Below are 13,032 nucleotides of genomic sequence, written 5' to 3'. Positions count from 1 at the left end.
GATGGGCGGTGGCTGCCCGATGGCAGTCCGCCCCGCCACTGCCAGGAAAGCTGTATGACGACCCGAACCACCCACCGATCCACCTCCACTCCGGCCCGCACCGCGCGCGCCTCCGCCGCGCAGCCCGCCAAGACCCTGGCAGCTGCCATCGAAAAAAGCAGTGCCAGCACCGCGGTGGAACTGCCGCTGCCAGCACCCCAGGCTGCCCCCGGCAAGCGCAGTGCAGCTTCCCAGGTGGCCGCACCCTCCAAGCCTGCGGCCAAGGTGGTGACCGGCAGCACCGCGGCACGCAAGTCCACGGCAGGCAAGGCGGCGGCCACCGTGCCCACAGTGACCGCACCTGCCGCGACCGGTGCTGCGGCGCCGGTGCCCGTTGCCACCGCGCAGAAGGTGCTGGGCAAGGCTTTGCACGGCAAAAAGCCCATGCATGGCCCGCGCCCGGCCGACCAGGGCGATGTGGCGCAGGGCATTCACAGCGGCAAGGCGCTGGAGGAATATGTGGCCGGCCAGGCCACCCAGGCCGCGCAGAAAAAGCGCATTGCCGCCGTCATGGCAGTGCTCGATGGCCCGGGGTCCGAACAGGAGCGCGCCAAGGCGCTGCGCACCCTGCTGGAAGGTGCGGACGCTGACGACAAGCGTGCGCTGGCCAAGGCGCTGAACAAGCTGGGCAGCGAGCCCGAAGGCAAGGCCAACCCCGACGAAGAGCTGGCCAAGGACTGGAAGGACGGCGGCTACCCTTATGCCAACCTGCTGCGCCGCTCGGTCTATGAAAAAGAGAAATTCCGCCTGCAGGTTGAACTGCTCAAGCTGCAGGCCTGGGTCAAGGAAACCGGCCAGCGCGTGGTCATCGTCTTCGAAGGGCGTGACGCAGCCGGCAAGGGCGGCACCATCAAGCGCTTCATGGAGCATCTGAATCCCCGTGGCGCACGTGTGGTGGCTCTGGAAAAGCCCAGCCAGACCGAGCAGGGCCAGTGGTACTTCCAGCGCTATGTGCAGCACCTGCCCACGGCCGGCGAGATCGTGCTGTTCGACCGCAGCTGGTACAACCGCGCCGGCGTGGAGCGGGTGATGGGCTTTTGCTCCGACTCGCAGTACCGCGAATTCATGCGCCAGGCGCCTCAGTTCGAGCGCATGCTGGTGGGCAGCGGCATCCATGTGATCAAGTTCTGGTTCAGCGTCAGCCGCAAGGAGCAGCGCCGCCGTTTCAAGGAACGCGAGGCCCACCCGCTCAAGCAGTGGAAGCTGTCACCCATCGACACCGCTTCGCTGGACAAGTGGGACGACTACACCCGCGCCAAGGAAGCCATGTTCTTTGAAACGGACACGGCCGATGCGCCGTGGACCGTGGTCAAGAGCGACTGCAAGAAGCGCGCACGCCTGAATGCCTTGCGCTATGTGCTCACCCGCCTGCCTTACACCCAGCGCGATGTCGCCCGCATCGGCCGTGTGGACCCGCTGATCGTGGGCCGTGCGCACGCCATCTACGAACGCGGCGAGCCGCACAGCCGCAACGACAACGAAAACGATGCCTGATGACTGGTGAGGGACAGGCCGCGGCCACCGACGGTGGCTGGGGCCTGTCCCCTGCACATGCCGGCGTTGCTGGCGGCCCGGGCCTGCCCTTTGGCGGACGGGTCACCGCAGCGCCTCAGGCGGTGCGGACCACCCCTTCCAGCTGGCCAAAGTAGGCGCGCAGCACCTCCACGGCCTGGCGCACCTTGGCGGGCAGGGCGTCGCGCTGCGGGGTAACGGCCCACAGGTCCAGCAGGCCCATCTCCCAGTCGGGCAGCAGGCGCAGCAGCCGGCCTTCGCGCAGCGGCCGAACCACGTCCAGCAGCGTGAGCTGGGCCACGCCCAGGCCGGCTTCGCACAGGTACTGCACCGTGCCGCGGTGGTTGCTGGTCATGCGTGGCTGGGCCTGCAGTGCGGCAACGTCACCGGTGGCGCTGTGGCGCCATTCCTGGGCTAGCTGCGGGGGCTCGGTGCGGGACTGCTCCAGCCAGGTGGCGGTGGCCAGATCGGCCGGATGGGCGGGCAGGGCGCCGGGTGCTCGGCCGGCCTGCAGGTTCCAGGTTTCCAGCCACTGTGGCGCGGCGCACAGCACCGTAGGCGAAGCCCCGAGATGGCGGGCTACCCAGCTGGAGTCCTGCTGAGGGCCAAAGCGCAACGCCAGGTCCACCCGGGCCTGGATCAGGTCAATCGGGGCATCGTCCACCAGCAGGCGCAGGCGCAGCTGGGGGTGCTGGCCCAGCCAGGCGCCCAGTGCGGGCGCGGCATGGCGGGCAAAGCCCACGGGGGCGGACAGACGCAGCTCGCCACTGGGCTGCTGGCGCTCGGCCGCCAGCTCGGCCCGGGCGCGGGTGGCCGCCTCGCTCAGGGCCGCGCACTGGGTGTAGAAGCGCTGGCCGGCATCGGTCAGGCCCAGCTGGCGCGTGGAGCGGTGCAGCAGGCTGACGCCGGCTTCGCGCTCCAGCTGGCGGATGTGCTGGCTGACGGCCGAGGGGCTCATGTCCAGCAGGCGTGCGGCGGCGCTCATGCTGCCCTGCTGCACCACGGTGGCAAAGATGGCCATGCGTTTGAGGTCTTCCATGGCGCTTGATTATGAAGCTGTGCTTCAAAGTAATGGTGGTCCAGAGGGCTGTTTCAGGCGCAGGCCGCGGCGTAATCTTGCACCCTGTTGAAACAAACCACTCTCAAGGAGTTCTCTCATGCAAGTCGCTCTGATCGGTGCCACGGGTTTTGTCGGCGCCGCCGTGTTGAAGGAATTGCTGCAGCGCGGCCACCAGGTCGTGGCCCTGGTGCGCGACCCGGCCAAGCTCGCCGCCCAGCCCGGGCTGAAGGTCGTGCAGGCCGATGTACTGGATGCCCAGCAGGTGCAGCAGTGCGTGGCCGGTAGCGATGCCGTGCTCAGCGCCTACAACGCCGGCTGGACCAACCCGAACATCTATGAGGACTTCCTGCGTGGCTCGCGCGCCATCGTCCAGGGGGTGAAGGCTGCTGGCGTGGCCCGTTACCTGGTGGTGGGCGGTGCCGGCAGCCTGTATGTGGCGCCCGGCGTGCAACTGGTGGACACCCCGGAATTCCCGGCTTTCATCAAGCCCGGCGCTAGCGCCGCCCGCGATATGTACACCGAACTGCAGAAGGAGAGCGCGCTGGACTGGACGCTGCTGAGCCCGGCCGTGGGCTTCCACGGCGGCTCCGACGCGCAATCCCGGGGTCGCACCGGCCAGTACCGTACCGGCCAGGATGCGCCGCTGATGCAGGCCGACGGCCAGCCTGGCGATATCTCGGCGCAGGACCTGGCCGTGGCCCTGGTCGATGCGCTGGAGCAGCACCTGCACAGCAAGCAGCGCTTCACGGTGGCGTACTGAGGCATGGGCATGGGGCAGTGAGCGGCACAGCCGCCGCTGCCTTGTGCTATCCCTGTGCCGGGAAGCCAGGTAGGGGGAGCATCCCGATCAGTACCGGCACTGGAGTCAGGCCTTGGCCGCCGGTGGGGTGGCGCCGGCGCTGGGGCGGGTGCGCGTGAATTGCTGCTCGGTCACGGCGTGGCCCCACTGGCTGCCGGGGGCCTCGTGCACCAGGGCAAAGCCGTGGGCTTCATACAGGGCGCGGGCGGCATCCAGCCCTTGGAATGTCCACAGTTGCGTGGCCGCAAAGTCCTGCCGATCGCAAAAGGCCAGCGCCTGCTGCAGCAAGCGGCGGCCTGTACCGCTGCCCCGGCAGCCGTCATCCAGAATGAACCAGCGCAGATGGGCCTGGCCCTGGCCCAGATCCTGCCCGTCGATGGCGATGGCACCCACGATCCGGTCCTGCTGCATGGCGCACCATATCTGGTTGCCGGTCTGGTCCAGCCGGCCGACGAATTCCGCCAGACCGCCGGCCACCTTGCTTTCAAAGAGCGCTCCGAAGCCGGCATGCCGGGCATAGAAACGGGCATGCATTTCCGCCACGCGGCCAATCACCCCCGGCCGGTAGCCGGCATGAAGGGTCACCAGAGGCGGTATGGCCTGCCCCTGGGTGGGCTCCTGCGTCTGTCCCTGGCGGCAGCTTTGCAGCGCTCCGGCGTAGGCGTTCAGGCCCTGGGCCACGGTCTGCTGCACGGTGGGACTGAGCTGCTGCAGCGCAGCCTCTACCCGCTGCCCGCCGAAGCGGTGGATGGCGGCCGCCGTGCGCCGGCCTTGCGCGGTCAGCTGCAAGGGCTTGATACGGGCATCCGCCGCCATGCCGGCCGGTGGCGCGCACTCGGTCACTTCGCCTGCAGCGGCCAGCTTGGCCAGCATGCGGCTGACGCTGGATTTCTCCAGCCCCAGCAGCTGTACCAGCTGGGCGGCAGTGAGTGCGCCTTGCATGTCCAGCTCCAGCAAGGTGTGCACGGCCGACGGGGAGTAGTCCGTGGCCGCCAGGGTGGTCTGCATGAAGCCCAGTTCGCGCACCATGGTGCGCGAGGCAGAACGGACGAGGGCAACCAGATCGGTATCGGTGGACATAAGGGGCAGTCGAAAAATAATGGTTGTATCGTACAACTGTTTGCGTGCGCTGTGTACCTGGATAGCCAGGGCCTGGCCCAGCATGGGGATGGCACAGACAGCGTCATGGGGCGCAGACGCCGGGCAGACGTCCGGCAGATGCCATGGCATATTGGCGCCTGTCCGTCATCTGCCTTGCCTGCGCCACAGCGGGTGGGGCATGCACCAGCCTGTCGCCATGGAGGAACCCCCATGTCAGCCCGTATCGGTCAGATCGATTTCATCGAATTTCCCGGCGCCGATGCCGCCACCTTGCAACGGGTGAAAGCCTTCTACTGCAAGGCCTTTGACTGGGAGTTCCAGGACTGGGGAGGCACCTATGTGGACACCGCCTCCAGCGGTCTGGGCGCCGGTTTCAATGCCGATGCGGCCCAGGCGCCCCGGCAGCCGCTGCCGGTGATATTTGCGGTGGATCTGGAAAAGGCCCTGGCGGCGGTGCAGGCCGCCGGCGGCACCATCAGCAAGGCGATTTTTCCCTTCCCTGGCGGGCGGCGTTTCCACTTTCATGACCCGGCAGGCAATGAACTGGCGGTGTGGTCGCCGGAGTGAGCGCCGCTGCACCAGCGACGCCCCCCCGCGGGCCTGTGAAGCGCGGAGCCGGCTGTGAATGCGCGCGTCCGGGTCCGTGCGGCCCGTAGTGCCACGCCCCGCAGGGCATTGCTGCGGCTAGCGCCGCGTGTGCTGGCTGAACGCCGTACCATCCCAGGTTGCGCGGCGTGTGCTGCAGCGGTGGGCAACAGGCCGCCAGGGCCTGTCTGAGGGCGCGCCACCGCATGCAGACCGATTGCCGCAAGGCGCAGCAGGGGCGCAGGGTCTGCCTGTCGTCCTTCTTCTGTGGGCTGTGCGCCGGCCTGTGTGAATCTCTATGTCCGAATCTCTTTCCTCCGCTGCCTCCGCATCTGCGCCGGCTCCCGTGTCCGACGCCCGTGCCTGGGTGGGTGTGATCGCGCTGGCGCTGGCCGCTTTTGTCTTCAACACCACGGAATTCGTTCCCGTGGGCCTGCTCAGCGACATGGGCGCAAGCTTTGGCATGCGCACCGAACAGATCGGTCTGATGCTGACCATCTACGCCTGGGTGGTGGCGCTGGCCTCACTGCCCGGCATGCTGCTGACCCGCCACTGGGAGCGCCGCCGCCTGCTGATGGGCGTGTTCGCGCTGTTCATTGCCAGCCATGCGCTGTCGGCGGTGGCCTGGAGCTACCCGGTGCTGCTGGTCAGTCGCATCGGCATTGCGTTGGCGCATGCGGTGTTCTGGTCCATCACCGCGGCCCTGGCGGTGCGTGTGGCACCGGCCGGACGCAAGGCCCAGGCCCTGGGTCTGCTGGCCACCGGCACCACGCTGGCCATGGTGCTGGGCATTCCCTTGGGGCGTGTGGTGGGCGAGGCCCTGGGCTGGCGCACCACCTTCGGCGCCATCGGGGTGGCGGCGCTGGCCGTGATGCTGGTGCTGTGGCGCCTGCTGCCGCTGCTGCCCAGCGAGAACGCCGGATCCGCCCGCTCCATCCCGGTGCTGCTGCGCCGCCCGGCCCTGCTGGCCACCTACGCGCTGCTGATCCTGATGGTGACGGCGCAGTTCACCGTCTACAGCTACATCGAGCCGCTGGTGCAGCAGGTCGGCGGGCTGAGCAACCATGTGACCACCATCGTGCTGCTGCTGTTTGGCGGCATGGGCATTGTGGGCAGCATGTGCTTCAGCGCCTTTGGTCTGCGCTTTCCGCGCAGCTTTCTGCTGCTGGCGCTGGCGGTACTGACTGCCAGCCTGTGGCTGCTGCTGCCCAGCACGGCCTGGCTGCCGGGTCTGTACCTGGTGTGCGCCATCTGGGGGGTGGCCATGCTGTGCATGGCGCTGGCATTGCAGGCCAAGGTGCTGCGGCTGGCATCGGATGCCACGGATGTGGGCATGTCGCTGTTCTCCGGCCTGTTCAACGTGGGGATCGGCGCCGGTGCGCTGCTGGGCAGCCAGGTGGGCACGCATGCCGGCCTGCAGCACCTGGGTGCCGTGGGCGGCAGCCTGGCCGTGCTGGGCCTGCTGTGGTGCGCATATGCCACCTGGAAGTGGGCGGGCAGCTTTCACCCCGCGCCGCAGCGCTGAACGCTCATCCAGTTTGTTGCCTGCGTGTAATCAAGGTGATGGACGGTAAATCCGGCCCACCGATGATGTAACAGCCCGTCTGCCCGCATCCCGGGCAGACGGGCTGCTCTTTTTGGGGGAGTGCGTGCCTGCAACACCGCCCTGCGCAATGACCGCTGGTGCGCTGCAACACCCTGTGGAGCGCGTCACCGGGTCAGACACCACCGCACCCGGGCGGGCGGTGCTGGCAGGGCGCAGGCCATGGTGTCAAGATGAAATCCAGTCCATCCGGAGTGGCGGTTGAAGCGTTTTTCTCCCAGGCCGGAGGCTGGTTTTCAGGCGTGAACTTCGTCACCACGTGGAGGCGCACCATGGACCGCGAGACCAAATGGACAAGTTTCTTTCTGCTGGCGCTGGGGCTGCTGGGCATGCTGGTGGGCGGCATGTCGCTGCTGGCGCTCCAGCAGGTGGCCGAGGGCAGCAACTGCGTGGCGCTGTGTGCGGTGGAACAGGTGTTTGCCGACATGGTGGGGCCGCGCGTGAGCCAGTTGCTGGTGGGGGTGCTGTGGCTGCTGGTGGGGCTGACGTTCAGCAGCGCGGGGGTGAGCGTGTGGCGCAACCGGTGAAAAGCGGTGGCCAGCAGGCGGGGGCTCGGGCATAAAACAGTCGATCCAGGGTCTGCCAAGCTGCAGCCTTCGCACCGGTCCGCATGCAAAAGACTGCTCTGGCAGTCTTTTTTTCACAGGAGCCACGGTCGGTGCACCGCAATCGCCATGCACGCATGGATACCGCATATTGCTGGAGATACAGGGCAGCCGGTGCGATTATTTATTCCTTATATAAGGCACACCTGAATGGGTATTTTGATCACCACGCATGCCATGGGCTTGGAAAATAAAAAACCCCGCAGTGCGGGGTTTTTTGATACTGGTCAGGAAATATTTATTCCATCGTCAGCTTTTGCTTGTCGACCACGGCCTTGTACGCGGTGTATTCGGCCTTGATTTCCTGGGCAAACTTCTCGGGCGTGCCGGCCACGATCAGCGAGCCGGTGTCTTCGATGCGCTTGCGCACGGCCGGATCCTGCAGCACCTTGTGCACGGCGGCATTCACCTTGTTGACAATGTCCTTGGGCAGGTTCTTGGGGCCGACGATGCCGTAGTAGGCCATGCGGTTCACGCCAGGGGCGCCGACTTCGGCCAGCGTGGGCACATCGGGCAGCACTGCCAGACGCTGGGGCGCAGCCACCACCAGGGCGGTCAGGCGCTTTTCCTTCACAAAGGGCAGCGTCGAGGGGAAGTTGTCAAACAGCAGTGGAATCTGGCCCGCGACCGCGTCGTTGATGGCGGGGCCCGAACCACGGTAGGGCACGTGCAGCATCTTGGTGTCGGTGGCCAGCATGAACATTTCCATCATCAGGTGACCGATGGAGCCGGTGCCGGGCGTGCCGTAGGAGTACTTGTCGGGATTCTTCTTGATTTCTTCCAGGAAGCTCTTGTAGTCCTTGCCCACGAACTTGGGGTTGGCCGCAATCACGTTGGGTGTGGCTGCGATGTTCACGATGGGCGTGAAATCCGTGAACACGTTGTACGGGATCTTGGGGTTGATGGCCGGGTTGGTGGCCGTGGTGGACACGGTGGCAATACCCAGGTTGTAGCCATCGGCCGGGGCGCGGGCGGTTTCGGCGGCACCAATGGCGCCACCGCCACCGCCGCGGTTTTCCACGATCACGGGCTGGCCCAGTTCACGGCTCAGGGGGTCGGCCACCACGCGGGCCACCAGGTCGGTGGTGCCGCCGGCGGCAAAAGGCACCAGCAGCTTGATGGGCTTGGTGGGGTAGCTCTGGGCGTGGGCGGCGGTGCCGAACGCGGCCAGGATGCCCAGGGCGAGCAGGCTGCGACGAATCATGTTGTCATCTCCGTATTGTTTTGTTGAAGCTGCCGTTTGGGTAAAACGTGGGAAGAATCGTACGGCCCGGCTTCTGAAAGCGCTATATGCGAAATGCGGTTTTGATTCGGTAGTTACCCTGGGGTGAATGGATTATGTAGATAATCAAGAAATACGATTATCCCTCGCGCATGAATATGCTGCGAAGGATATAAAAGGCAGAGGAGAAAATCCTGCAGCGCCGAGCGCGTGTGGCGCCGGTGGCGCTGCAGGGAAGGTGCCTCTGAAAGCAGCTGCCCCAGGGCAGCGGGGGACTGCGTGTCAGATCACCTGCTGGGCTTGGAGCTGGGCCAGCTGGGCGGCGTCCAGGCCCATTTCGGTCAGCACCTCGGTGGTGTGCTGGCCCAGGGACGGGGGCGCGCTGCGGTAGACCACCGGGGTGCCCGACAGGCGCATCGGGCTGGCCACCGTGCCCACCGTGCCCAGTCCTCCTGCGGCCGGCAGCTCCTTGCGGATGCCGCGCGCCCGAACCTGTGGGTCGTCGAAGGCCTGGGCCACGGTGTTGATGGGGCCGCAGGGCACGGCCTTGTCTTCCAGCAGCGTGATCCAGTCCTGGGTGCCGCGCGTCTGCATCAGCGGGGTCATCAGTATCAGCAGATCGGAGCGGTTCTGCACCCGGGCGGTGTTGGTGGCAAAGCGTGCGTCCTGGGCCCAGCCGGGGTGGCCGACAGCGGCGCAGAAACGGGCGAACTGGCCGTCGTTGCCAATGGCCAGCAGCACATTGCCGTCACGGGTCTTGAAGTCCTGGTAGGGCGCCAGACTGGGGTGGATGTTGCCAGCCCGGCCCGGCGCCTTGTCCGTGGCCAGGTAGCCGGCGGCCTGGTTGGCCAGCACGGCCATGCCCACGTCCAGCAGCGCCATGTCGATGTACTGGCCTTCCCCAGAGCCATGGCCTGCGTTGTCGCGGGCATGGAGCGCAGCGATGATGGCATTGCTGGCGTACAGCCCGGTGAACACGTCGATCACCGCCACCCCCACCTTCAGCGGGCCGCCGCCGGGTTCGTGGTCGGCGTGGCCGGTGATGCTCATCAGCCCGCACATGGCCTGCACCATCAGGTCGTAGCCTGCGCGTTCGGCATACGGGCCGTCCTGGCCGAAGCCGGTGATGGAGCAGTAGATCAGCCTGGGGTTCAGCGCCTTCAGGCTGTCGTAGTCCAGCCCGTATTGCTGCAGGCCGCCGACCTTGAAGTTTTCCACCACCACGTCCGCCTCGGCTGCCATGCGGCGCAGCAGGGCCTGGCCTTCGGGGTGGGCCATGTCCACGGTGATGGAGCGCTTGTTGCGGTTGCAGGCCGTGAAGTAGCTGGCCTCGCGCGTGTCGTTGCCGGCTGCGTCCTTCAGGAACGGAGGGCCCCAGTGGCGGGTGTCGTCGCCGGCCACTGGCCGCTCCACCTTGACCACATCGGCGCCCAGATCGGCCAGCAGCTGCGTGGCCCAGGGACCGGCCAGCACACGTGACAGGTCCAGCACCTTGATACCGGCCAGCGCGGCGGGACGGGAAGCAGCGGGTGTGGAAGCAGGGGAGGAGGCGGTCATGGAGGATCCGATCCGGCGGGATGTGAGGGGGATAAAGCCAGAGAGCCCGGGGGCTCTCCCAACCAGGGCAACTGGTGCGCTAGGTGATTGGGCTCTGGAGGCAAAGCACAACCAGAACCCAATCAGCTAGCGCCGGGGCAGCGGTGCACGGTGCGGTGCCGCCCCAGCGGTGCCGACAGGCGCTAAGGTGAGGGGTGTGGAGCCGCAGGCCGTCGCAGCGCTGCGACCGGGCCCCACCACCCCGCACCCGAGCGTGCGGGCGCCGCGACCTCAGTTCGCGAAGGCGGCGATGCCGGTCTGTGCGCGGCCCAGAATCAGGGCATGCACATCGTGCGTGCCTTCGTAGGTGTTCACCACTTCCAGGTTCACCAGATGGCGGGCCACGCCGAACTCGTCGGAAATGCCGTTGCCGCCCATCATGTCGCGTGCCAGACGGGCAATGTCCAGGGCCTTGCCGCAGTTGTTGCGCTTGATCAGGGAGGTGATTTCCACCACGTTCTGGTGCTCGTCCTTCATGCGGCCCACGCGCAGGGCGGCTTGCAGGCCCAGCGTGATTTCGGTCTGCATGTCGGCCAGCTTCTTCTGGATCAGCTGGTTGGCAGCCAGGGGGCGGCCGAACTGCTTGCGGTCCAGCGTGTACTGGCGGGAGGTGTGCCAGCAGAACTCGGCGGCACCCATGGCACCCCAGGCAATGCCGAAGCGTGCGCTGTTCAGGCAGGTGAAGGGGCCTTTCAGGCCGCGGACTTCGGGGAAGGCGTTTTCTTCGGGCACGAACACATCGTCCATCACGATTTCACCGGTGATGGAGGCCCGCAGGCCCACCTTGCCGTGGATGGCGGGGGCGGACAGGCCCTTCATGCCCTTTTCCAGCACAAAGCCGCGGATCTGGCCCACGTTGCCGCCTTCGGACACTTCCTTGGCCCAGACCACGAACACATCGGCCACGGGCGAGTTGGTGATCCACATCTTGCTGCCCTTGAGCTTGTAGCCGCCGTCCACCTTGTAGGCGCGGGTGGCCATGGAGCCGGGGTCGGAGCCGTGGTCGGGTTCGGTCAGGCCAAAGCAGCCGATGAATTCACCGGAAGCCAGCTTGGGCAGGTACTTCTGCTTCTGGGCTTCGGTGCCGAATTCGTTGATGGGCACCATCACCAGGGAGGATTGCACCGACGCCATGGAGCGGTAGCCGCTGTCCACGCGTTCGATCTCGCGGGCCACCAGGCCGTAGCTCACATAGTTCAGGCCGGCACCGCCGTATTCGGTCGGGATGGTGGGGCCCAGCAGGCCCAGTTCGCCCATCTCGCGGAAGATGGAGGTGTCCACGGACTCATTGCGGAACATGGACTGCACGCGGGGCATCAGCTTGTCCTGGCAGTAGCTGCGCGACGCGTCGCGGATCATGCGCTCGTCTTCGGTCAGTTGCTCGTCCAGGTGGAAGGGATCGTCCCATTGGAAGTTGGCCATGTTGTGTCTCCTTGAATCCGTGAAGGTGGGGGGAAGAGGTGCTTGTCGCCCGCAGGGATTGCCGACGACAACTGGATGGGAACGCATGGTAGGTGGCGCGGAGCGGTGTCGCAAACGATTTGATTGCATCCATGTATGCGTAAACCGCATTTATTAAGCTGATTTCTGCCGGATTTAGGTATGCTTGAGTCTGTAATTGATTTTTTGCATGAAGGTTTTGCATGCGTCGTGCCATTCCCTCCACCCAAGCCCTGGCCTGTTTCGAATCCGCCGCCCGCCACGAGAGCTATACCAAGGCGGCGCAAGAGCTGGCGCTGACGCAAAGCGCGGTCTCGCGCCAGATCATTGCGCTGGAAGAGTTTGTCGGCCTTCCGCTGTTCAAGCGCACCCGCCACGGCGTGCTGCTGACCGAAGCCGGCCGCCAGTACGCCCAGCAGGTGGCCCGCTGGCTCCAGGGGCTGGAGCGCGACACGCTCGACCTCATGGCCCACCAGGGCGAGGGCGGCACCATCAACCTGGCGGCCGTGCCCACGTTTGCCACGCGCTGGCTGCTTCCGCGCCTGCCGCAGCTGATGAAGGCCCACCCTGACATCCGTGTGCACATCGATGTGCAGACCCGCCCCTTTCTGTTCGCCGACACCGGCTTCGACGCTGCCCTGTACGCCGGCACCCCGGAACAGGTGGCCCACTGGCCGGGCGTGCAGGCCCAGTGGCTGATGGACGAGGAAACCCTGCCGGTGTGCAGCCCCCAGCTGCTGGCCACCGCCCAGGAGCGCGACCTGGGCCGCGCCTGGCAGCCCGTCAGCCCTGCCGTGATCGCCGGCATGCCGCTGCTGCAGCAAAGCACGCGGCCCTACGGCTGGCAACAATGGTTCGATGCCATGGACGTCAGCGCCCCGCGCGCGCTGGATGGCGCGCGGCTGGAGCTGTTCTCCATGCTGGCCGTGGCCGCCGGCCAGGGCCTGGGCGTGGCACTGATTCCGCCCATGCTGATTGAGCAGGAGCTGGCGCGGGGCGATCTGGTCATTGCCTGTGACCGCCCGTTGCGCGGCAACCGTGCCTACTACCTGGTCACTCCCGCACTGGCCGAAGGCGCACCCCAGGCGCCTGCGCTGCGCGTGTTCAGCCAGTGGCTGCTGCAGCGGGCCGAAGCCGCACGCCCGCCCGCAGTGGTTGTGCCTAAAAAATAATCAGAAACCATATTGTCCAATGATGACAAGTGCTTAATTGACTTATCCCATGTGGGCAATGAGCTTGTCCACAAGCTTGATCAGATCGGGTGGGGACAACCGGTGCGGACACTGCGACACCGGGCTGGATCTGTCCCTCAACGTGCCAACGACAGGCCACGGAGTGCTTCCATGCCATGATTTCTGCCCCTGATTGCCATACCGAGGCCGGTTTGCATAAAAAATAAGCAGCAACCAAAAACCCCTGTGCTGGCAGTCACTTAAGCCACTTATCCCGCAGGCGGTGGGCATTTGTCCA

Annotated in this window: 11 protein-coding genes; 6 read left to right on the top strand and 5 right to left on the bottom strand. The window is 66.2% G+C overall.

Annotated features, from left to right (window positions below; all coding sequences use genetic code 11):
• The first annotated feature begins 54 nt into the window (after positions 1–54).
• The gene (gene ppk2 / locus CT3_RS16185; RefSeq protein WP_083520434.1) at positions 55–1,533 is read left to right on the top strand and encodes a polyphosphate kinase 2; all 1,479 of its coding nucleotides are present in this window, start codon (positions 55–57) and stop codon (positions 1,531–1,533) included.
• Positions 1,534–1,648: 115 nt separating this feature from the next.
• Here the strand turns inward: ppk2 and CT3_RS16180 are convergent, their stop codons facing one another.
• Positions 1,649–2,590, bottom strand: a complete 942-nt coding sequence (locus CT3_RS16180; protein WP_066536520.1) for a LysR family transcriptional regulator — start codon at positions 2,588–2,590, stop codon at positions 1,649–1,651.
• A gap of 118 nt (positions 2,591–2,708) precedes the next feature.
• Here CT3_RS16180 and CT3_RS16175 point away from each other — a divergent pair, with 118 nt between their 5' ends.
• Positions 2,709–3,371: an NAD(P)-dependent oxidoreductase gene (locus CT3_RS16175; protein ID WP_066536516.1), complete on the top strand. Its 663-nt coding sequence runs from the start codon at positions 2,709–2,711 to the stop codon at positions 3,369–3,371.
• A gap of 105 nt (positions 3,372–3,476) precedes the next feature.
• Here CT3_RS16175 and CT3_RS16170 read toward each other — a convergent pair whose 3' ends face one another.
• On the bottom strand, positions 3,477–4,490 hold the full coding sequence (locus CT3_RS16170) for a bifunctional helix-turn-helix transcriptional regulator/GNAT family N-acetyltransferase (protein WP_066536514.1): 1,014 nt from the start codon (positions 4,488–4,490) through the stop codon (positions 3,477–3,479).
• A gap of 231 nt (positions 4,491–4,721) precedes the next feature.
• Here CT3_RS16170 and CT3_RS16165 point away from each other — a divergent pair, with 231 nt between their 5' ends.
• The 3 genes from CT3_RS16165 to CT3_RS16155 all read left to right on the top strand — a co-directional run bounded on the left by CT3_RS16165 (position 4,722) and on the right by CT3_RS16155 (position 7,226).
• Positions 4,722–5,078: a VOC family protein gene (locus tag CT3_RS16165; protein ID WP_066536511.1), complete on the top strand. Its 357-nt coding sequence runs from the start codon at positions 4,722–4,724 to the stop codon at positions 5,076–5,078.
• A 316-nt stretch (positions 5,079–5,394) separates the two neighbouring features.
• The gene (locus CT3_RS16160; RefSeq protein ID WP_066536508.1) at positions 5,395–6,621 is read left to right on the top strand and encodes a sugar transporter; all 1,227 of its coding nucleotides are present in this window, start codon (positions 5,395–5,397) and stop codon (positions 6,619–6,621) included.
• 350 nt (positions 6,622–6,971) lie between these two features.
• Positions 6,972–7,226, top strand: a complete 255-nt coding sequence (locus tag CT3_RS16155) for a hypothetical protein (protein ID WP_066536505.1) — start codon at positions 6,972–6,974, stop codon at positions 7,224–7,226.
• Positions 7,227–7,542: 316 nt separating this feature from the next.
• Here CT3_RS16155 and CT3_RS16150 read toward each other — a convergent pair whose 3' ends face one another.
• The 3 genes from CT3_RS16150 to CT3_RS16140 all read right to left on the bottom strand — a co-directional run bounded on the left by CT3_RS16150 (position 7,543) and on the right by CT3_RS16140 (position 11,544).
• The gene (locus CT3_RS16150) at positions 7,543–8,508 is read right to left on the bottom strand and encodes a tripartite tricarboxylate transporter substrate binding protein BugE (protein WP_066536502.1); all 966 of its coding nucleotides are present in this window, start codon (positions 8,506–8,508) and stop codon (positions 7,543–7,545) included.
• A 300-nt stretch (positions 8,509–8,808) separates the two neighbouring features.
• Positions 8,809–10,083, bottom strand: coding sequence for a CaiB/BaiF CoA transferase family protein (locus CT3_RS16145; protein ID WP_066536500.1), 1,275 nt, complete (start codon positions 10,081–10,083; stop codon positions 8,809–8,811).
• A 270-nt stretch (positions 10,084–10,353) separates the two neighbouring features.
• Complete coding sequence (locus CT3_RS16140; RefSeq protein WP_066536498.1) at positions 10,354–11,544, bottom strand: acyl-CoA dehydrogenase; 1,191 nt, start codon at positions 11,542–11,544, stop codon at positions 10,354–10,356.
• Positions 11,545–11,765: 221 nt separating this feature from the next.
• Between CT3_RS16140 and CT3_RS16135 the strand changes: the two genes are divergently transcribed.
• Positions 11,766–12,734 carry a LysR substrate-binding domain-containing protein gene (locus CT3_RS16135; RefSeq protein ID WP_066536496.1) on the top strand — a complete coding sequence of 323 codons (969 nt, stop codon included), beginning with the start codon at positions 11,766–11,768 and terminating at the stop codon, positions 12,732–12,734.
• Positions 12,735–13,032: the final 298 nt, after the last annotated feature.

Source organism: Comamonas terrigena NBRC 13299 (assembly GCF_006740045.1).
GTDB classification, from domain to species: Bacteria; Pseudomonadota; Gammaproteobacteria; order Burkholderiales; family Burkholderiaceae_C; genus Comamonas; species Comamonas terrigena.
Note: the sequence above shows the minus strand (reverse complement) of the source record. Positions and strands in the feature narration are given on the sequence as shown.

Bases quoted from the DNA above. Each gene is read 5' to 3' on its own strand.
- ppk2 (WP_083520434.1), top strand. From the start codon at position 55: ATGACGACCCGAACCACCCACCGATCCACCTCCACTCCGGCCCGCACC.
- CT3_RS16180 (WP_066536520.1), bottom strand. From the start codon at position 2,590: ATGGAAGACCTCAAACGCATGGCCATCTTTGCCACCGTGGTGCAGCAG.
- CT3_RS16175 (WP_066536516.1), top strand. From the start codon at position 2,709: ATGCAAGTCGCTCTGATCGGTGCCACGGGTTTTGTCGGCGCCGCCGTG.
- CT3_RS16170 (WP_066536514.1), bottom strand. From the start codon at position 4,490: ATGTCCACCGATACCGATCTGGTTGCCCTCGTCCGTTCTGCCTCGCGC.
- CT3_RS16165 (WP_066536511.1), top strand. From the start codon at position 4,722: ATGTCAGCCCGTATCGGTCAGATCGATTTCATCGAATTTCCCGGCGCC.
- CT3_RS16160 (WP_066536508.1), top strand. From the start codon at position 5,395: ATGTCCGAATCTCTTTCCTCCGCTGCCTCCGCATCTGCGCCGGCTCCC.
- CT3_RS16155 (WP_066536505.1), top strand. From the start codon at position 6,972: ATGGACCGCGAGACCAAATGGACAAGTTTCTTTCTGCTGGCGCTGGGG.
- CT3_RS16150 (WP_066536502.1), bottom strand. From the start codon at position 8,508: ATGATTCGTCGCAGCCTGCTCGCCCTGGGCATCCTGGCCGCGTTCGGC.
- CT3_RS16145 (WP_066536500.1), bottom strand. From the start codon at position 10,083: ATGACCGCCTCCTCCCCTGCTTCCACACCCGCTGCTTCCCGTCCCGCC.
- CT3_RS16140 (WP_066536498.1), bottom strand. From the start codon at position 11,544: ATGGCCAACTTCCAATGGGACGATCCCTTCCACCTGGACGAGCAACTG.
- CT3_RS16135 (WP_066536496.1), top strand. From the start codon at position 11,766: ATGCGTCGTGCCATTCCCTCCACCCAAGCCCTGGCCTGTTTCGAATCC.